14 protein-coding genes are annotated in these 21,482 nt (G+C 36.3%); 8 read left to right on the forward strand and 6 right to left on the reverse strand.

The features are described from left to right. The first annotated feature begins 32 nt into the window (after positions 1-32). Positions 33-1,592, forward strand: a complete 1,560-nt coding sequence (gene ahpF / locus CH361_RS02915; RefSeq protein ID WP_100789301.1) for an alkyl hydroperoxide reductase subunit F — start codon at positions 33-35, stop codon at positions 1,590-1,592. Here the strand turns inward: ahpF and CH361_RS02920 are convergent. Further along, positions 1,578-3,956: a PAS domain-containing protein gene (locus CH361_RS02920; RefSeq protein ID WP_100789302.1), complete on the reverse strand. Its 2,379-nt coding sequence runs from the start codon at positions 3,954-3,956 to the stop codon at positions 1,578-1,580. The genes ahpF and CH361_RS02920 overlap by 15 nt on opposite strands. Before the next feature lie 43 nt (positions 3,957-3,999). Then, positions 4,000-4,428, reverse strand: a complete 429-nt coding sequence (locus tag CH361_RS02925; protein ID WP_244279495.1) for a hypothetical protein — start codon at positions 4,426-4,428, stop codon at positions 4,000-4,002. Between the two features lie 151 nt (positions 4,429-4,579). Here CH361_RS02925 and CH361_RS02930 point away from each other — a divergent pair, with 151 nt between their 5' ends. Genes CH361_RS02930 through CH361_RS02940 form a run of 3 tightly spaced genes read left to right on the forward strand, consistent with a single transcriptional unit; the run spans position 4,580 to position 13,474 of the window. Continuing rightward, the gene (locus CH361_RS02930; RefSeq protein WP_100789304.1) at positions 4,580-9,646 is read left to right on the forward strand and encodes an alpha-2-macroglobulin family protein; all 5,067 of its coding nucleotides are present in this window, start codon (positions 4,580-4,582) and stop codon (positions 9,644-9,646) included. A gap of 44 nt (positions 9,647-9,690) precedes the next feature. Then, positions 9,691-11,832: a transglycosylase domain-containing protein gene (locus tag CH361_RS02935; RefSeq protein WP_244279497.1), complete on the forward strand. Its 2,142-nt coding sequence runs from the start codon at positions 9,691-9,693 to the stop codon at positions 11,830-11,832. Beyond that, positions 11,813-13,474 carry a sulfatase-like hydrolase/transferase gene (locus CH361_RS02940; protein ID WP_244279499.1) on the forward strand — a complete coding sequence of 554 codons (1,662 nt, stop codon included), beginning with the start codon at positions 11,813-11,815 and terminating at the stop codon, positions 13,472-13,474. The genes CH361_RS02935 and CH361_RS02940 overlap by 20 nt, the downstream gene beginning before the upstream one ends. Here the strand turns inward: CH361_RS02940 and CH361_RS02945 are convergent. Then, positions 13,471-14,142, reverse strand: a complete 672-nt coding sequence (locus tag CH361_RS02945) for a TetR/AcrR family transcriptional regulator (RefSeq protein WP_100789305.1) — start codon at positions 14,140-14,142, stop codon at positions 13,471-13,473. The two genes, CH361_RS02940 and CH361_RS02945, sit on opposite strands and share 4 nt — an antisense overlap. A 220-nt stretch (positions 14,143-14,362) precedes the next feature. Between CH361_RS02945 and CH361_RS02950 the strand changes: the two genes are divergently transcribed. Then, positions 14,363-14,773 carry a DUF5329 family protein gene (locus CH361_RS02950; RefSeq protein WP_165782218.1) on the forward strand — a complete coding sequence of 137 codons (411 nt, stop codon included), beginning with the start codon at positions 14,363-14,365 and terminating at the stop codon, positions 14,771-14,773. A gap of 170 nt (positions 14,774-14,943) precedes the next feature. Continuing rightward, on the forward strand, positions 14,944-16,119 hold the full coding sequence (locus CH361_RS02955; protein WP_100789306.1) for a YncE family protein: 1,176 nt from the start codon (positions 14,944-14,946) through the stop codon (positions 16,117-16,119). A 51-nt stretch (positions 16,120-16,170) separates the two neighbouring features. Here the strand turns inward: CH361_RS02955 and CH361_RS02960 are convergent, their stop codons facing one another. Further along, entirely contained in the window at positions 16,171-17,019 is an 849-nt protein-coding gene (locus CH361_RS02960) for an NAD(P)H-binding protein (protein ID WP_100789307.1), read from the reverse strand. A gap of 147 nt (positions 17,020-17,166) precedes the next feature. On the opposite strand from CH361_RS02960, the gene CH361_RS02965 reads away from it, so the two are divergent. Further along, positions 17,167-18,063, forward strand: a complete 897-nt coding sequence (locus tag CH361_RS02965) for an AraC family transcriptional regulator (RefSeq protein ID WP_100789308.1) — start codon at positions 17,167-17,169, stop codon at positions 18,061-18,063. Here the strand turns inward: CH361_RS02965 and CH361_RS02970 are convergent. Both CH361_RS02970 and CH361_RS02975 read right to left on the reverse strand, forming a co-directional pair. Further along, positions 18,031-18,900 carry an RNA polymerase sigma factor gene (locus tag CH361_RS02970; protein WP_100789309.1) on the reverse strand — a complete coding sequence of 290 codons (870 nt, stop codon included), beginning with the start codon at positions 18,898-18,900 and terminating at the stop codon, positions 18,031-18,033. The genes CH361_RS02965 and CH361_RS02970 overlap by 33 nt on opposite strands. Beyond that, entirely contained in the window at positions 18,900-19,274 is a 375-nt protein-coding gene (locus tag CH361_RS02975) for a DUF1304 domain-containing protein (RefSeq protein ID WP_100789310.1), read from the reverse strand. Before CH361_RS02975 ends, CH361_RS02970 begins: the two co-directional genes overlap by 1 nt. A gap of 402 nt (positions 19,275-19,676) precedes the next feature. Here CH361_RS02975 and CH361_RS02980 point away from each other — a divergent pair, with 402 nt between their 5' ends. After that, positions 19,677-21,470 (forward strand): hypothetical protein, encoded by a 1,794-nt coding sequence (locus tag CH361_RS02980; RefSeq protein ID WP_100789311.1) that lies wholly within the window; start codon positions 19,677-19,679, stop codon positions 21,468-21,470. Positions 21,471-21,482: the final 12 nt, after the last annotated feature.

Consider the following 21,482-nt stretch of genomic DNA (forward strand, 5'->3'; position numbering starts at 1 on the left):
GGGGTGAAACCCGCCTAAATCGGGAGGTAATTATGTTAGATACATCAACAAAGAATCAAGTAAAAGAGTATTTCGAAAGAATTAAAAATCCGATCAACATACGTTTGTTTTCGGGAGAACATGAAAAAAGAAACGAGTTAATCGATTTTTTAAATGATATCGTTTCTCTCAGTTCTTTGATTACCTTAGAACATTCAGATGAAAAAAATGATGGCCTTCGATTTTCCATTCTTTCCGAAGGAAAACCAACAGGAATTGAGTTTTCTGGAATTCCGATGGGGCATGAATTTACTTCACTCGTTCTTGCGATATTACAATCAGGAGGAAACCCAATTAAATTAGAAGAAGGGATTCTTTCTGCTGTATCGAAACTAAAAGAACCTTTACATTTTGAAACATTCATTTCTTTGGATTGCCATAACTGTCCTGAAGTCGTTCAAACACTCAATAGTTTCTCTCTTGTGAATCCTTCTATCTCTCACAATATGATTGATGGAGCTATGTATCCCGAACTTGTAAAAGAAAAAAATATCCAAGGTGTTCCGGCAGTTTATTTAAACGGAAAACGTTTTCTTTCAGGAAAAGCTGAAGCATCGGTAATCTTTGATAAACTTCTAGAATTGTATTCGATTCCTGAAACTCAAAGCGAAAACTCAAACGTTTCCAATCCTGCAGAAGTATATGATGTTACTGTCATTGGTGGTGGTCCTTCGGGAGTGACTGCAGCCGTTTACTCTGCAAGAAAAGGATTAAATACTCTAGTCATCGCTGACCGGTTAGGTGGACAGGTAAAAGATACGTTAGGAATTGAAAATATTATTTCGATTCCATACACAACTGGGCCTGAACTTACCCATGTATTGTCAGAACAATTAGAGAAAAACCAAATTCGAAAAAAAGAAAATGTTCGAGTTTTAAAAATTGAATCAGGCGATTTAAAAACCATTCATTTGAATACCGGAGAACAAATTCTTACAAAAACGGTTATTCTTTCCACTGGGGCCAAATGGCGTGAGTTGAATGTTCCTGGTGAAAAAGAATTTGTTGGCAAAGGTGTTGCCTATTGCCCGCATTGTGATGGTCCATTTTTCAAAGATAAAGATGTAGCTGTCGTAGGTGGTGGAAACTCTGGTGTGGAGGCCGCATTGGATCTAAGTGGGATTGTGAAATCAGTCACTTTGATTGAGTTTGGTGATAAACTAAATGCAGATAAGGTTTTACTGGATAAAGTGGCATCTTCTCCTAATATCAAAACTTTGGTGAAAGCACAAACCATGGAAATCCAAACAAGTACTGAAAAAGTAACAGGACTTACTTATAAGGATAGAAGTTCAGAAAAATCGGAAACCATTCCATTGGATGGAGTGTTTGTTCAAATTGGACTTGTACCAAACAGTAGTTTTGTGAAAGATTTGGTTGCAACCAATCGATTTGGGGAAATTTTAGTAGATGAAAAATGTAAAACCAATGTGGATGGAATTTTTGCTTGTGGAGATGTAACCAACACACCTTACAAACAAATCATCATCGCCATGGGGGAAGGTGCGAAAGCGGCAATCAGTGCTTTTGAATACCTTCTACATGCGGCTTGATGATAACCATTTTTCAACAGCATTGTAAAGATCGGCGGAGGAAATTGGTTTGGTAAGAAAGTCATCCATTCCAGATTCAATCGCTGTATCTTTGACTGAAAAAAAAGCCCCCGCTGTCAGTGCGATGATGGGGGTTCTTTCTTTTGAATTGTTTTCTAAGGTTCTGATTTCTACCGTCGCCGTATAACCATCCATCACCGGCATTTGTAAATCCATAAAGATTAGGTCTGGTTTTTTTTCTTGGAATTGATGTACTGCATCAGATCCATCAACAGCATATCTCAATTGCATATTAGGATATCTTTTTAATAACATTTTGGATAATAATCTTTTATTTAAATCATTATCTTCTACTATCAAAATGTCGTTTTGAATTAGATCGTTTTGGATGATCAGAGATTCATCTGGAACTGTTTGTTTTTCTTCGAATAAAGTAGAAGATACGGATCCAGTCGCATTTACATGTAAGGACAAAACGAAGTAAAAGGTACTTCCTTTCCCAAGTTCACTTTCAAATTTTAAATGAGAATTCATTTTTTGAATGAGTTCGCTTGTGATCGTAAGACCAAGTCCAGTACCTCCATATTTTCTTGTGATGGAAGTATCTGCTTGTGAAAAAGAATCGAATAGTTTTGTTTGCGAACTGATATCAATTCCGATTCCTGTATCAGAAACAGAAAATTCAATATCGATGATATCATCGGACACTTTGACCGGTTTTACGGAAACTTCGACTTCACCTTCATGAGTAAACTTGATTGCGTTCCCGATGAGATTAGAGAGGACTTGTCTGACACGCAAAGGATCTAAAGAAACAAATTGTGGAAGATTTGGATCTAGTTTTAGTTTTAATAGAATGGCTTGAGAGGCTGCAGAAATTTGAAAAAGATCTACTGTTGACTGGACTAAGTCAATAAGATCCGTGCTAATCAGTTCTAATTCCATTTTCCCCGAATCAATTTTGGAAAAATCAAGGATTTGGTTGACTAAAGATAACAAACTTTTCCCAGAAAGATAAATACTTCGTAAATATTCTTTTTGTTCATCGGTAAGTGAAGCATGTAACAAAAGTTCAGTGAATCCAATAATTCCATTCAGTGGAGTTCTGATTTCATGGCTCATATTAGCTAAAAAGTTTCCTTTTGCTAAGTTGGCTGCTTCTGCCATTTCCTTTGCTTTGCGTAAAGTATATTCAATTTTTTTAATTTCGGTAAGATCGGAATTAGAGCCGACCATTCTGATTTTATTTCCAGAAGCATCTCTTTGGATATGGCATCTAGATAAAACATGTGCATAATTTCCTTTTCTTTTTTTCATTTGGAAACTAAACTCAAATGTTTCTCTTTGAGAATGCATGATATTATCCAAAAATTCAGATACCCATTCTTGATCGTCAGGATGGATTAAACTTTTCCAATAACTGATTTTAACATTTTCTGCTTTTTCATCATTTCCAAACTCTAACCACCATCTCCTTGAATAAATGACAGTATCGTTCGTTAGATCCCAGTCAAACCATCCATCAGAACTAACTTCTAAAATTAAAGCATATCGTTCGTTAGATTCTTTTAAGGCACTTTCTGCACGTTTTTGTTCGGTGATGTCTTTGCTTGCTCCAATGATAAACTTAAATTTACCATCTACTTCTATAGGAGTCAGAGCAGTGGTCCATACTTTGGTTCCAGCGGGCATCGGAATACTTTCTTCGTAGGAGATGGTCGATTTTGCTTTTAGAGCATTTTGAAAATTTTTAATTACGGGTGCTCCCAAAATTTCTCCTAAAAGATCTATTGGAGTTTTGCCTTGTATTAAAGATTGAGTGACCCCTGTTGATTTTTCGTAAGCTGTATTGATCCTACGAATGACAAAATCTCCATTGTCCATCACTTCAACAAGAAACATGGAGTCTTGACTCCCATTAAACAGAATGTTGTTTTCAAGTAACATCTGTTTAATTTCGAGAGATTCGTTTTTTATGACATTTTGTAAAAAGAGTAATTCGGAAATGTCAGTGATAATTCCATCAAATCGCAAGATGTTTCCTGATTCATCTCGGATCAATCGGCCTTGGCTTTGTACAAATTTAATTTCATTGCTTTTGGTTTGGATGCGATAACGGATCCTGAACTTGTTATTATTGTTTAGCGATGCTAATGCTTGTTCGACTATATACATATCTTCAGAGTGAATGATTTTTCTCCAAGCACCTAACTCTGATTTGTAAAAGTCAATAGGGTATCCGGTGAGGGATTCCACAGACGGGCTAACGTAAAAGATCTCTAACTCAGGATAACTTGCCGAAAAAACTACCTCCTCCATTGCGGAGAGAATTTGCATTTCCAATGAGGGGGCAGGGGCTTGCATAACCCTACATTCGACGAAATTTTTCCTAAACTAACAATCAGAATTACGACTTTCTAATCAGAAATGGGAGGGCTAACTTGGGGGTAAATTTGTTGTAACTCATCCCGAGGAATTCTGTTTCGTTTATAACCCGGAATTCGTCCACGAAGAACGGCCAAGGGAAGGGGGCATTTTTGGTGTATCGAAGGACCAGGCTGGGTTTTCCGTCTAATTTTGATTTTTCGAATGACAAATTCATCGGATAACGTAATTGGAACTCGGTTTTGTTAGGGGGTAAAAATAAATTGTAAGCAATTTCACTGCCATCAAACGATTTTCCCCACCAGTGTCGAAACGACATAAAATTCAAACTCAAACTAGCACCGGTTTGGAACCATTTAGGACCAATCCATTCTGCTTTAAAATTGCCATTGGGAAAGGAATCGGGTGCATTTAATTCCAGAAATTGTTTTTTGATAGCAATGAGAGACATCGTCATCAATCAAATTGCAAAATAGCAAAAGCATAGCAAAAATTCTGATAGATTTAAAAAAATATGGAAGATTTTCCAATTCATTCAGGAAAGTGTTGGCAAAGGGAAGTGTCCATCATAGAACAGAGAACATTCGAATTCTGGAGTTCTCATGCGTAAGTTGGTAATTGCTTTTAGTTTGTTGTTTTTTCTTGGTTCTTGTAATTCGATTACAGGTCTTTTTCGATCCATCAAACGAGTCATTTTTCCAAGTAGTTGTAGAATCGAAGTCAAACTCGACACAACGGATCTGAAGTATTTAGAAGATCTTTGGGATTATCAATTTACTGTTTCAGAAGATACAAACTTTCAAGAATTTGCATCTGCAGTTCAGATCCTACCAAAACCAACTAATCCAAAAACTGAATTTTCCGATTTTGTCAGTCGTGAGTTTTCTTTGGATCATTGGAGCTTTGATCCAAACATTGAATATGAAATCAAAATTGGAAAATTTTATGCAGAGAACGATTGTTTTTTAGAGACACCAATTAGTTTCAAACTTCCCGTGATGGCAAAAAAACCATCCTTCTATTTATCCCGAGAAAATATTTTTGAATCTAATTTAAATAAAGTTTTACCTATCTCTATTTCCAACGTTCCTGAATTTGAAATTCGATCTGCGGAATTATCCATTCCTATTTTAGTAAATGCAATTGCAGTACTTGGTAATCGATATTATGAATTTGAAAGCCAATTGAATTGGAAAAAAAATATTTGGAAGTCAGGACTCAAAGTCAATTCCTTTGGAAACCAAGGTATGGACATTGATTCCTATTTTGGTTCCAAACCCAATACAAAGGCTTGGATTGCTTTTCAATTAGGTGCTAAGGTCATTGGTGATGACAATAAAGAAGTATTCAAAAGAGAATCGGTTTTTTTACAATCAACCAATTTAGGAATCACAACAAAATTAGATCCAAACAACTTACATGTTTGGATTCATTCCTTATCAAAAGCGGAACCGGTTGCCAATACAGATATTAGTTTGTATGAAAAAGGAAACCTACGTGGTACTTGTAAATCAGATAAGGATGGGCATTGTACTTTACCATCCATTAGTGATTCAAAGTCACTCGATAAATCTGTTTTGATAGCAGAAGATACAACTGGGGACAAGGCTTTTCTTCATTTCAATGAAACACATATTGAAGGTTATAGCGACTATTATACAGAAAGCCATGTAAAGGGAAAGATTTACTTTGATAGAAAGTTGTATAGGCCAGGTGATCGAGTGGAGATCAAAGCTGTACTTGCGGATAGAAAGAATGGAGTTCTGGTTCCTTATGCTTCTAAATCTGTAAACTTACAGATCCGTGATTCCCGCGGAAAAGATATTTCAAATTCTACTTTAAGTTCATCTTCGCAAGGTGGAGTCAATACCGGTTATACAATTCCATCAGATGCACCACTGGGCCACTATTCTGTATCAGTTTATATTCCTGGAAAATCTTATTCTGTAACTTATGATACCTTCCAAGTGGAAGAGTTCCGTCCTGTGAACTTTATGGTAAATGTTAATTTAGCAAATGTTGTTAACAAAGACCAAAATATTAAAGGAACGGTAGAAGGTAAGTATATGTTTGGTGCTCCGATGGGAGGAGCAAAGGTGAGTTATTCCGTATTAAAAAGAAAAAGATACATATCTTTTGATTCTTTTTCAAGTTATGATTTTTCTGATACTTGGTATGACTATGAAGATGAATATTCTGGAGGTAACTCCGATTATGTGACCGGTTCTGAGGGTGTTTTGGATAACAAAGGACTTTTTAGTTTGGATATCCCCATCCAAGATTTAACCAGAAAATTTGTGACTGATGGTGAAGATATTGAAATTGCTGATCCATATAGTTTGGTAGTGGAATCATCGGTTTTTGATGTAGATGGGAAGTCTGTTACGAAGTCTTCTAGTATTCCTTACAATCCTTCCGAAACCTATGTCGGTTTAAAATGTAATGATAGATACCAATCTTTAGATAAACCTTTTCAATTCGGTGCTCTCGCTGTGAATTTACAAGGTAAATCTGTCGCAGGAGCAGAATTAAAGGCTTATATCATTTATAATGATTGGACATCCGTTTTATCGAAGGGACTAGGAAAGTTTTTCTTTAGAAGTAATCAACTTACAAAGAAAGTTGTTGAAGTCAAAAAACTGGTCTCCAAAGCAGATGGAGTTTCTTTTGATTACCGAGCTAAAGATGCAGGTAGTTATACTGTTTTAGTTTTAAATAGAGATAAAGTTTTTTCAAGAGTGGATTTTTACGCTTATGAAAAAGAATCTTATTATACTTGGGACTTCCGTGGAGATGATTCCATAGAGTTACGTTCCGATAAAAAAGAATACAAAATTGGTGATAAAGCTAAAATTCTAATTAAATCACCACTCCAAAATGCTCGTGTCATTGTGACGGTCGAAAGAGATTCGGTATACTTTAAAAAATCATTTTTAATGAAGGGAAACAGTGCTCCTCTTGAAATACCAATCGAAGAGTCTTATCTTCCGAATGTAGACGTAAATGTGGTTATGTTATCGGGACGGTTACCTGTGCCGGAAGGTCTTTCTTCTGATGACATTAAAGAATTCAATGAACAAGACTTAGGTGCACCAAAGGCAAAAACAGGGTCTGTTACCTTAAAGGTAAATCTTGCAACCCGCACAGCTCCTGTTGTGATTAAAACGGATAAATCGGAATACCAACCTAGAGAACAAGTTAAATTATCAATTCAAACGAGTCCTGGTGCGGAACTTACGGTATCAGTTGCAGACCGAGGAGTTTTAGATCTTGTTGGTTATTCTTTCCAAAGTCCTGTTCAAATGTTTTATCAGTATTGGTATAGTATTATTAAAACCTTTGAACTACGTAGTATGATCATTAAACATTATATCTATGAAAACAAAGGAGATAGTCCTGGAGGAGATTACGGTGAGGATTCTGGTGGAGGTTTCTCTGCTGAATCGGAATCGGGAGCAAGGAAAGACTTTCGGTACACTGCTTATTGGAATCCGGTTGTGATTGCAGATAGTAGCGGAACTGCAGATTTAAATTTTACCTTGCCAGACAACCTAACAACATTTAGGGTTATGGTTGCATCATCTGCAAATGGAAAGTTTGGTGCTTCCAATTCTGAGTTTATCGTTAAAAAGAACTTAGTTTTGCAAAAAACTGTAGCTAGATTCATTCGAGTTGGAGACAGCCTTGAGCTTGGGGGAAGTATTACCAATAATACTAAGAAAAAAGGTAAATTTAAATATAAAATCGATTCCAAGTTTCTTGAGGATAAAGGTTGGGTTTCCGTCGAACTTGCAGCGGGACAAACCAGAGAAGTTCTTCGAACCTTCCAGATTTCTGAATCACAATATATTAAACTAAAATTGAACCAACCCAAGGAAGAGATCCAGTTGTCTTACCAAATCTCTGTGGAACCCGAAACGGGATTAGAATTTGCTGATATGAAAAAATCGGATCTTTCTGATGCTTTGGTTGTCTCAATCCCGATTAAAGAATTTGATCCGGTAACATCTGTTCAATTTTCAGGATACACGGATTCAGAACATAAAACTTTGATTTCATTTCCTAAAAAAGAATCTATTTTGCTTAACAAGGGTTCGCTTGATATACGAATGTCAGGAACTGCTCTGACGGCTTTAAAATCAGCTTTTGACTTTTATGAATCCAATCCTTACTTTTGTATGGAACAAAGAACTTCTGCATATTTACTCTCTATGAGTGCTGGAGAGTTATTAAAAGAATTTCAATACAAAGCACCTTCAAAAGATTCCTACGATTTTACTCAAATTGAAAAATTGTTTTTAGATGAGATGTCTGAGTTTCAAACATCAGATGGAAGTTTTAGAGTTTGGAAAGGTCATGGAAGGACGGGATATCCTTATTTGACTGCTTACATAACCTCGGTGATGCAGATAGCCAAAGATAAGGGAAAAAGATCCAACACAGTTGCTTATCAATCAGCAATTCGATATTTGGAAAACTATGTAAAGAATCCGACGGAAACTTCTATCGATTCCTACCAAACATTAAGTTTGATTTATTCTGTGCTTTCAAAAGATAAAAAAGAGATTCATTCTTTAGAAAAAACTTTGGTGGATCATTTTGAAGAATTGAATTTAAAATCTCGTGGAATTTTTCTTACAGCTTATGCAGAGACTCATAAACTAGAATCTACCGATTCAGATCCGGTGTTTCAAAAATTATATAAAGAATATACAAATTATATTGTTTATGATAAGGAACTATTCACTTTAAAACCTCTAAAAAAGAATTCTGATGAATATTACTATTATTCATATTATAGTTCTTCAACCGTTCTTGGAAACTATTTGCGATTGTTACTTAGAGTGGATGCAAAAAATCCAAGGATCGTTGATTTGGTAAAATCAATTATGATCGATCGCCAAAATCATTTTTGGTCCGATAGTCATAGTGTTGGAACCATTGCCCTTGCCTTGGCTGAATATCGAAATCGTTTTGAATCAACTTCCGTTGACACAGAAGGCCAAGCTATCTTTGGAGAAAAAACTTTAATTGATGAATCTTTTTCTTCTTCTTCCGACTCCATCTACAAAGAAGAACTTACATTTGATCGACTTTTTGAAGGAAAGGATTCGTCGGGTAGGCCATTACTTTTCAAACGAACGAGTTCTGAAGGTAGATTGTATTTTCAATCAAGACTAATGTATGTTCCTGTAAAAGACACAACTACACAAAAATTTAATGGTCTTGAAATTCGCAAAACATTGTATCGGATTGATGGAAGAAATTCGAATGGTGATGCCATCTTAAAAGAAGTGACGAACCTCGAACGTGGATCTACTTATCTTGTGAAGGTAAAAATACTAAGTAATTTAAACCAAGCATTTGGTATGATTGTAGATCCAATCCCTAGTAATACAGAAATTGTAAATACATCGTTTTTGACGGAAAAAAAATCTGATGCAGAAGAAACGGATGTTACTGATAATTATTATGGTGGATACAAAGAATACAGAGATGACCGTGTGATTTTTTCAGAAGATAACATAAAAAAAGGCGAAACTGAATTTAATTATATTTTAAGACCTGTTGCGAAAGGCACTTCCATTATGCCTGCCGCTAAAACCTTTTTGATGTATCATCCTCAGTTTTATGGAAATACGAATACCACTCGAGTGAAAGTGGAGTGATTGATATAAAAAAAAATATCATATATTCAACGTTAGTGGGATTAATGGTAATTCCACTAATTGTTTTTATATTAAGACCAATTTCTTTCGAATCATTTCGAAATCAGGCAACAGTTCGAATCCTAACCAACGAAGGGATGTTGATTGGTAGAGGAAAAAACAAAAACCAAACGAAACAAGATTGGGAAAGTATTCGTGAATACCCAAACTTTGTCCCCGAAATTCTACAAATTGCAGAAGACAAAAGATTTGAATTCCATCATGGGGTTGATATCTTCGCAGGTTTTAATTCTCTTCGTTCTTATATTTTTTCCAAAGGAAAACGAGGAGGTGCTTCTACCATCACCATGCAACTGGTGCGAATTCAAAATCCAGAAATTCGTTCCTATCCTTTTTTTATACGCAAAAGTTTTGAAATATTGGAAGCCCTGCGGTATGAAGTTTGGTTAACCAAATCTGAAATACTAGAAGCTTATTTAAACTCGGTCTCTATTCATTCGAATCTTGTTGGATTTCCTTCCGCTTCACTAACCTTGTTTGGAAAACATATTCGATTTTTATCCATTGAAGAAACTGTTTATCTTACTGTTTTGATACGTAAAAATAAACCTGAACTGAAAGAACTATCGACTCGTTATGATCACCTTAGAGAAAAAATTCCCTATTCAATTCCAAAACTTGAAAATCCAAACGAACTTACAATTGGAATATCTTCCTCAAACAAATCCGATTTTGGAGAAAGGTGGAAGGGGGAAAATCAACATTTCCTAAATTGGATTCGAATTTTAATTTCCAAACCCTCTGAAGAATTTGTTTCTTCCTTATCTTCTGAGTTAAATTCAGAATTACATTCGATTGTGAATTCAGAATTATTGGGTTTGGAAAGATGGAATGTATCGAATGCCTCTGCGATTGTTTTAGAACGTGTTCCTGGAAAAAAAGATGAACTCGAACTCAAAGCAATGATTGGGTCAAAGAATTTTTTTGAAGACGGAAATGGAATGGTAAATGGTAGTTTGGCCTATAGAGATGCTGGTAGCACTCTAAAACCATTGTTATATGCTATTGCAATTGATAAAGGCCATTATACTGTTAACTCTATCTTTTCTGATGAAAAATATTCTTTTTCTTTAGGGCAAGGGGGAAACTATCTGCCAAGAAATGCAGACCTTCGTTATTGGGGAGATTTAACTTTAGCGGAAGCTCTTGGTAATTCGCGAAATATCCCTGCTGTGACAGCGATTAACCAAATGGGTGTGATTACTTTTTACCGATTTTTACAATTAGCAGGTTTTAGCCACTTAAAAGAATCGCCACAATATTATGGGCCAGGGCTTGCACTTGGTGCTGGTGGAACCACACTTCTTCAATTAACACGTGCTTATGGGTCCTTTCCATTAAAAGGAATTCTGCCCAAAATTCGGTTAGGTAAAATAGATAATCGACCATTATACTATGGTGATTCAACACAACTATTTTCACCCGAAACAGCAGAAGAATTAAAATTTGTTTTAAGAGATCCTAAGTTGCGACAGAGAGCATTTGGTCGCAGGAGTTATTTGGATTTTCCATTTCCTGTTTCTATCAAAACTGGAACTTCAAAAGACTATCGAAATTCTTGGACTGTTGCATTTAACGAAAACTATGTAGTAGGTGCATGGGTTGGAAATTTTTCTGGGGAACGAACCATGGATGTCTCAGGCTCTTTTGGAGCCGGACGGATTGTTCAGAATATTTTTCGTAGTTTAATGAAAGATAAACCAAAATTAGAATACAATTCTAGTTTAACAGAGGTTAGAAACTTTTGTCGATTTACAGGAAAACTGGCACTTCCAAAATGCCCTTCTATTGTCTTGCGAGTTAGAAAAAAAGTAATATTACCAGAATTATGTGATAAACACAAAGAAGAATCTTTTACTTCAGTTTTGGGTGTTGGATTTGTTTATCCATCTATGGGACAAGTTTTTTTATACCATCCATCGTATGAGAAAAAAACACAAAGTATTCCCGTGCGAATTCGAGAAATCAAAACTTTAAAAGACCCCAAACTCATTTGGAATGATAAAGAAGAATTAAAACCATCCTCAAACGGAGATCTACGTTTGCCCATCGTTCGTGGAAAACAATCCTTAGTATTATATGATGGGGAATTGAAGAAGGCATCTGTTGATTTTGAAGTTAAGTAAGTTAGGTGAATTTTTCAAAGTTTTGCAATTGATAAGTAAACCTACCTTCTTATTGTATATCTTTTTTTATATTTTTTATGGGCCAATTTCTTTTTCTCTTGGCAGTTGGTTCTACTTTCATGGGATCTTTGTTACTATACTTACATTCTTTTGTGTTATGATTCATTCCTTTTTAAAAGGGAACCTAATCCAAAAAAATTCTGGATGGAATATGTTTTATCGATTGGTTCTTTGGGCCATCTTTATGATGGCCCTTGGTTACCAACAAGTTTACCAAACAGAGATCACAATTTCGATTGTGATTTATTTTTTCCAACACATCTTTCTTCTCTATTCAGACATTTTTAATTTTCTGTCTCAATGGAATCTTTGGCAATGCTTGAGTCTAGGGATAGGTTTCTATTTAATAATCACTGAGAAGAAGGAAAACACAAAAAAGAAATGGATGCAATTTCTTGTTTGTTCTTTGTTATTTTTTCTCTTTCGGTTTGGGATCCATTGGATACAACCGAAGGAAAATTTTATTGAAACTTCAATTCACTCCTCACAACGAGCTAAATCAAGTTTGGAGTCTATCTCTGGAAAACCAAATTTAGTTATGGTTTTATTGGAAGGGGTACCAAGAAAACATTTGGTAAAATTGAAGTCTCGATATATCAATTTTTCTCTGTTAAATGGCTCTCATTTTTGGATTCCTATGCCACATACTTCCAAAAGTCTTTTTACCTGGATGACTGGAGAATCGCAACTCTCGAATACTCGTTTGCAAGGGAATGAAACTCTATTAGAATCTAACCTTCCCAAAGAATTAGAAATCAAACATGGTTATCAAACGGAGATGATTTATACTCAATCCATTTACTTTGAAGGTATGGAACAATTCTTTCCAAAAATTTTCCAAACAATTTTAGAAAAGTCTGAATTAGAAAAAAGATACGGATCTTCCTACTCATCCTTTAGTTGGGGAATGGATGATCGAATTCTGATTCCTGCCATGAAGAGTATGGTAAATACAAATCAAGATCCCAAATTTTTGTTTTTGGGTTTAAGCCAAACCCATAGCCCTTATTTTGTATCCCAAATCGATTCGAACCAAAGATGGAAGTCACCAATGGACCGTTATATGGGAGCACTTATGGAAGAGATTGAAGTTTTGGACTCGATCATTTCGTTTTGGAAAGAGAATTCTTCAAGAGAAACCGTTTTGATTCTTAGTTCTGATCATGGAGAATCATTTGGGGAAGAAGGCGCACATGCTCATAACTATTCTTTATACAACCAAGAAACAGATGTTCCTTTTTTATTATATTTCATTAAATCGGGACAAGTTTACATTCCTAAATCGGGAAGTTCTGTAAATTTTAAGGATACAGTTCTTGGATTACTTGAAACTAAAGCCAATGATAGAGATCCGTTCTTAAATCCAAGTTTTTTCAGTTCAGATTATCAAATGGATTTAGTTTTGAAGACATGGAACTCTGAAATACAGAAAGCATGGATTACAAAAGAAAAAAAATATATTTATCACAGTGACAGAGATCAGTTAATTGAAATGAATTGGGAAGAAGGAAACAAAAACTTAATTACAGATCCCGTTCTAAAACAGAGAGTAATGAATCAAATATATTCAAACATTCGTTAGGTGATTCTATTTCCATTCAGCAACGTTAAAATGGAAGTTTGTAGAAAGAGTTTGTAATCTAAAATAAAAATATCTAGTCCATTTTCTTTGACTGCTTCTTTAAATTGGTCTGAAGGGAATCCATGTGACCAAGATCCGACTGCCAATGCATGGCATTGCATAAGAAATAAGAAACCTGATTTCTCATTTAAAAATGGAAATACTTTTAAAAGTAAAGGTAGGATCCTAAAGATTTGTTCCTTTAAACTAAGTTTGAATTCACGAATGGTTTCGACGCTGGCATTTTTTTCTAAGATGGTCGGAACGATCGGTAGTAATTTTAAAAAACGAACATGCCTGTCCATGGAATCGACAAACCATTTGGAAAAAATATCTGCATCAATCGTTTTTGTTTCTGTTAAAAAAACTTCCATATCGAAAAACCAAGCTTCGTAATCGCCAATATGTACTCGCAGGCAAAGGTCTTCTTTTGTGGGGAAGTATAAATATAAAGTGCCTTTGGCAATTTTAGCTCGTTTGGCAACTTCATCCATAGAGAGTTCTGCCCAATCTTTTTTTTGCAGAAGAAAGGCTGCTGATTGGATGATGGATGCACGTTTAGAAAGTTTGTCTTTTTCTAATACAGCCCTTTTTTTGGGAGAACGTTCTGCAACCATTATGCGACTCATACCTCCAATATAGGAAAATCTAAAAAATTATGCTAGAAAAAAATGCTTATTGACTATAGGTCAATTCAAAGTAACCGCTAGTCATTTATATTTGACTTCCGGTCATAAAATTAGCGGATTTTGTCAGAGTTTTCCTAAATCTTTCTATACAAAATAAAATCTAAAAGTTATCATTCGGTCATTGGTTCGTTCACCAATTTTCGAAGAACTAGGATGTTTTATGAAAGGTATTTACATTTTTGGAACTGTATTGTTGGCTCTTACCTTCTCCAGTGCGGAGTTTTCCCTGCTCCATGGGAAAACAGGTTCTTGTCCTGAGTTCACAGAAGAACAAAAAATTGAAAAACTTCTGTTGAGAGTTGGAAAAGTGAAAGGAAATTTGATTCGTAATGGAGAAGCACATTCTGCAGAAGCCGCTGAAAAACATTTACGGTATAAATTAGAAGAAGCAAAAAAATCCTTCTTTGCTCCTGATCCTAAAGAATGGACTGCTAAACTTTTCATCGAAAAAATTGCTTCAAAATCATTCCTCACGGGAACTCCTTACCAAATCAAATTTTTTGATGGTAAAGAAGTTAAATCAAAAGACTGGTTACTCGTAGAATTAAATAAAATAGAATCTTGTTTATGATATCATTTGTAGTTTTTATATGATGATTTTTTGATCACAAATATTTGTTACAGTGTTCTTTTTATTTTTTATCTTCCTATCGGTTTTAGGAAAAAAATTGTAAACAATAGTTGTAAAAAAAAGGAAACCATGTAGCTTATCCCACCATACCAAAACACTAGGAGCCAATTATGACTCGATTCTCTCTTTTTTACCTTTCGGTTCTCGTATTTGGTTTTTCTTTATCTGCACAGAAAATAGAAGCAGAGTTTTCTTATAAAACTGACTTTAATGTCAGGCCTACCTTTGTGGAAGGGGATAATCCAGTCTTTGTTAACGGTGGTAAGTGGGTTTATCTAGGAAAAACTGCTGATTTTGATGAACCTGGATTTTATTTTTATGATATCGAATCCAAGACGAGAATCTATCGTGCAGTTCCTTTGGAAACTTATTACCTCACTCATCCAACTGAATTTATTGGAAAGATAGAATCAACCGGCAAACGATTGCCTTTCACTATTTATGAATTTTTATTCTATGATGAAGTGACTCGTCGAGCTGGTTTTGTTATCGAAAACAAACATAATTCTACGAATACAAAAAGATATTTTTATATGGGATGGAATCTTGCTACGAGTACCGTTGATGTGGTAAAACAGATTTACGAAATTGCAGAGACTGATAAGAAGTCTTTTGCGATCAGTGCCAGTATAGGATATTCACCGGAAGATGCCACAGGTTACTTTGTATTTGCAGTGGATGCCGATTTGAAGGATAATGAATCTACGGATGTCACTGCCTTCATTTATAAAATTCAAAATCAAAATTTGACAAAGTTAAAAGAATATAAATCAAAATTTTATCCTTATACACCCGAATTTCATCCAGAATCAAAACAGATACTGATCGCTAGTTATGCGGAATCTTTTCAAAATAGAAATCCAACTGGTTATTTATATAAAATAAATGGAGATTCTTTTTCGGAATTTTCTATTCCTTCCACTCCTTATGGAATTAGTTTTTCCAAAGACGGAAAATATTTATATATCGCTGCTGCCGATACTGGGGAAGTTCGAATGTATCATACGGACAATCTGTCTGAGGTAAAAAAGACAAAATGGGGAACACATGGTCATAAGTTGGGATTTTGGAAAGAAGGAGAATTAGTTTGGGTTAGAAACTCAGGATTACATATTTATGATCCTATCACCTTAAAACAGAAAAAAGTAATCCCAACTAAAAAATTTTATAAAAACAATGTAAATGTCAGTGGCTCTGTATTTTTACCTTTTACGAAGTTACTTCTTAGAAACACCTTAGAAGATGTGGCTGGCGGAGCCGCCAACCGCATCTTACTTGCGGAATAAAAATTTTCCTTACTGCAATAGAGGTGTGGTTCTAAAGCATAAGTAGAGTTTTTATTTCCAAGCATTTGCAAAATCTTTTGCGTATTGTGCAAAGGAAATTGGTTCTTTTCCTGTGAGAGTTTTGACAGTGTTTAGAATCGGACTTGCAAATCCTTCTTTTAAAGCACCAGCAATCATTACAAGGAAAGCCGCGTAATCTTTCGAAAGGCCAGCAGAAACAAGAGAGGATTCAAAGACTTTTGGATCTACATCTACATAAGCAATTTGTTTTCCACTTACTTTAGTTAAATGATCTGCCACTTGGTTATGATCGATAGATTCAGGTCCTGTCAATGTAAATGCTTGGTTTTCATTGTTTGTTGTTGTCAGAAGAACAGAAGCAACCGAAGCAATGTCTCTTGCATCAATGAAACTTGTTTTTGCTGATCCACCTGGAAAATAAATTTTTCCATCTTGTTTGATCCCAGCAATCCAAAAGGTATGAAAGTTTTGGTTAAACCAGTTCGGACGAATGATATTCCAAGGAATCCCTGCTCCTTCGAGCAGTATCTCTGTTTTGCGAAATGGTGCTTCTGGCGGTGCATGGTCTACCCCCATTGCTGTCATCAGTACAAGTTTTTTTAAACCAACTTGTTTTGCTTTTTCAATCCAAGGAGACAAAATTTCGTATTGATTGGTTTGGCCTGGAGGGCTTAAAAAATAAGCGGCGTCCACTTTTTCTAAAACTTCCAAACCCTTTGTGAGTTGGCTAGAATCTGCAAATACCCAATGCAAATTTGAGGAACCTTTTTGAGATTCTGGTTTTCTTGATCCGGCAAAGACTTCATGTCCCCCGTTTAATAATTCGGTTACGAGATGGCCACCAACGAGTCCAGAACCGCCATATACAAATACTTTCATAAGTTATCCTTGATTTCGGAATTGAATCCGTTATTCTTCCTCTAGAATATCCTTAAACTTATAGACTGTCTATGTCGAAAAATATTAAAAAAATGTCCAAAAGTATAAAATGGTAGACTTTTGGTGAATATTGGGTGAAAAAGGGTTATGGATCTACTTTCTGATATTCTCTCTTCTGCTGGTTGGAAAAACGACCTACTTTCGAAAGGCCAAATTTTTGATAGTTTTGGGTTTCATTTCCCATGTGAAAAAAGTGGTGGTTTTCATGTGGTAACACAAGGCGGCTGTTATGCGAGAATCGGCAAAACGATGATCCCTCTACATAAAGGAGATTTGATCTTTATCACCCGTGGGACCAACCACGAATTATTATCAGATCCAAAAGCAAAAGTGGTTACCATTGAACGATTTTTAGGTGATCAGGAAATTCGTATGAAAAAAGAAAATCCTGTGACCACCTTTGTTTCTGTTCGTTATGAAGTCCCCCCCGGTCCCATCCACCCACTGTTTTTAGAATTACCAGAATACATTCATATTCCTTATGAAACCATCCAAGCTCACCATGCCCTGGGAGATATCATTCAAATCCTTTCTCGTGAATTGGAGCTCAATCTTGGAACCGATTTAATTGTGCAGAGACTAACAGATATTTTGTTATACTATATGTTACGAATGTGGCTAGGTCAACATGCAAACTCACAAGCAGGTTGGATCAAAGCCTTTCATGATACACAAGTTTTGTATGCTTTAGAAAAATTACATAATGGATATGCTAAGGATTGGACAATTGAATCTTTGGCGAAAGAAACAGGAATTTCTCGTGCCAATCTTGCAAATCGGTTTCGAGATGTACTCGGAATTCCTCCTATGGAATACTTAGCAAAACTTAGAATGGAAAAAGCAAAACAAATGTTCCAAAAAGGAAATATGGGATTAGAAGAAGTGGCACAAAATGTTGGTTATGCGTCTGCTTTTTCTTTTTCGAAAGCTTACAAACGAATTTATGGAAATTCACCGAGCCGAGAGTGGAAAACTGTTGTGTAAAAGTGTTCGGATGTTTTCCAACTGATTTTTTTTGGGTAAATATTCTGGGTGGTTACGAAATACTTCTGCTGCCTTTCTGATCTTAGAAGTATCTGCCATCATTGGTTTTATTTCTTTCCATCTCCCATCTAATTTCATTTGTTCCGAAAGTTTGAGATAGGATTTGATTCTTCCGGCTCTAGTGGCATAACCAATTCGATTCGGGCAATGGCAAGGATTGTTTGCTTTTGTGAGTCCACATTCTTTTCCAAGAAATGTTTCCATTTGTTTTCTAGATCTTGATAATTTTTGACGAAATGCTTCTGGACGAATTCCCATCACGGAAGCTCCTTCTTCGCTAGAAGTTTGAAACACTTCTCCCAAAAGATAAGCCATTCTATATGGCCTCGAAAGACCTTGTAACATAGAGTAGGTGCATGCCACCTGGACATGTAAAACAAGTTCTGAAACATGAGGTGAAGATTCTTCTTCCAATGTTACTGTTGGAAATTCAGAAGGAGGATGATACGTGGATTGTGTTCGGTGTAATTCTTCGCGGATGGCTCTGAGATGTACTTTTCGTCGTTCCATTTTTGATTTTTGTACATTAATTAAATGGTTACTTGCGATTCGATAAATCCAAGTGGAGAGTTTACTTTCTTTACGAAATCCACCCAAGTTGGTAATCACTTTTACCAAAATTTCTTGAGTGGCATCTTCCGCATCTTCTGGGTTCCATAAAAATTTCAAAGCCAAAGAAAATACTTTTGGTTGGAAGGTTTGGATTAATTCTTCCAATGCCTTTGTTTTCCCAGCGAGGGAACTTTCTAAAATAGAAAGATGCGGATCATCGATCATTATTTTTTGTTAGCGATCCAATGGATAACAAGAGCAAGGAATGCTGGCAAACCTTGTGAAAAGAGAATGGAGAACTTTGCTGTGGCAGAACCATAAATGCCTGCGACCACAATACAGATTAAGAAAAACAAAATGGTTTGGAATTTTTGGTTTTGGTCTTTGATAAAGAATAGGGCCCAAAAAAGTCCAGCAGCCAAAAACCCATTGTAAAGGCCTTGGTTTTTGGCCAGTTTTGCAGTGATTTCTGCTGTTTCTGGTGTGAGTTGGAAGGTTTTCATTCCGAACTCGGTTTTCCAAAGGAACATTTCCAATACCAAAATAAACACATGTTCGACAGCAACAAAGCCTGTCAGAATGAGTGAAAGAACTTTCATAGATTTCTCCTAAAGAATCATTTTCCTTTTGGGACAATTGATTTTAACGTTTGTGACAAAATGGGAAGAAAAAAATAAAAAAAAAGATTCTGATTCGGGCCAAATTCTAGAGCTCTGAACTTTGTTTGTCTCGTGACTTGTTTTTATGTTGAGTCAACGGGAATCGAAGAATCAAAGAGTTTTCATTAGAACTTACGAATGTGCTCACTTATAAAATGTTTTTTTAATTAAAGATCATTTCTAATCATTTAAAAAATACAAGAATTCCGTTAAGAACGTTCCAAATTGCTTCCAAAAACGTTTTGAACGTTCTAGGAGAAATGACTACTAATAAAATCGAATGACAGTCCCGTATTGAATCTGAAGGATTTTCTTAAATTAATCGACAAAGTGAAAATTTATATGAATCAATCCATTTACTTCTTTAGCATTTTGATTACATCTTTGACTTTTTTAGGATGTAATCTTTTAACTAATTCACCTAATCCATCAGCTATGTCAGCACTTGCTTTAGCCTTTGGTGGGACTCAATCGGTTACAGATAATGTTGGTCAGCCAGAAAATCTTAATGATCCCTTGGTACCACCTGTTGATGGAACTCCAACTCCTTCTGCACCATCCAATGATGTTTGTGTCACTGAGACAGGAGCCTTTTATGTAAGTGGAGATTCAGGCCAAGATTCTAATGATGGTTCGAAGGCATTTCCTGTAAAAACCATTCGGAAGGCTATGGATCTTGTTTCTTCTGGTAACGCTATTTGTGTTTCAACTCGATCTAGTAACGCCTCTTATGAAGAAGAAACGGCAACATTAAATGTAAAATCTGGAGTTAGTATATTTGGTGGTTATACTTCTAGTTGGGTTCGTGACGAAGTACAAAATCCCACAAAATGGAAAACAAATCGTATCGGTCTTATGTATTCGAATTTGAACGGTGATGCTGAACTTTCAGGGTTTAATATCACAGCGAAAAATTCAGAAGCATCGAACGAAAGTTCTTATGTAATTTTAATCACGAACGGAACCGCCAAACTTCTATTAAAGAATTTAACTTTAAATGCAGGATCAGTTTTCAATGGTAAATCTACCACTCCAGGATCTAGTATAGGTGTTTTAGCATTTAACCTCTCAAAACTAAGGATTGAAAGTTCCGAAATTCGTTCTGGAGATGCAAGTCATGGTAACGATGGAACGAATGGGAACAGTGGTGTGGCAGGAGGAAAGGGTGGTAATGGGCTCAGCGGAAATTGTGATGTTTCCCATCCTAATGCTTCTGGTGGTTCAGGTGGAGAACATCCGACCCTTTCTAGTTTGAATGGTTTTGCGGGAGGTCGGGGTGGACAAGCTAGCGAAAATGGAATCACTGGATTAGGTTCCTGTGGAGGTGTCGGCGGTGGTACGGGAGATCCTGGAGCTGCTGGCCTCAGCCCAACTTGTGCCGTCCAACATGGGGCCACTGGATCACAAGGTTCATTTTCAGGCACTAACATAGGTACATTTTTTCCTTATTACCAACCAGCTAACGGTAGTGATGGGATAGATGGTTCGAATGGTGTTCCCGGTAGCGGGGGAGGCGGAGGTGGAGGCCAACATTGTTCTTTCATGTGTAACAAAGGAACTGGTAATGGAGCAGGCGGTGGAGGTGCTGCTGGTAGTGGTGGTTTGAAAGGAACGGCAAGCCAAGGTGGCGGTGGTTCTTTTGCTGTTGTTTTGTTGGAGTTGGATGAAGTTCTCATCGATCATACAAAATTGATTTCAGGCTCAGCGGGCAATGGGGGGAAGGCTGGAAATGGAGGCGATGGTGGTTTAGGCGGAGACAAGGGATTAGGTATTATTTTGTGTACCGGTGAAGTGGGTAGAGGAGGTGATGGATCTCCTGGAGGAAAAGGTGGCAATGGTGGAGATGGAAGTGCAGGTGGTGGGGGATCTTCGATTGCTCTCGTTTTGAAATCGGTAACGAGTCTTTCTGCAAATGATAATACTTTTAAAACGGGGCTAGCAGGTGCAGGCGGCTCTGCCCGCCATTCCTATGCAGGCAATGGAGGGCATTCCATAGGAGTTTATTCTGTCACCGGAAGTTCCTACACACTTTCTAATTCACAATTTGAATTAGGTACAGAAGGGAGTGCTGGGTCAGTCACAGGTACTGGCACATTGGGAATTTCTGGCCGCAAAACAAATCATAGTTGGGATTGATAAATCAGTTTG

This window comes from Leptospira brenneri (assembly GCF_002812125.1).
GTDB lineage: Bacteria > Spirochaetota > Leptospiria > Leptospirales > Leptospiraceae > Leptospira_A > Leptospira_A brenneri.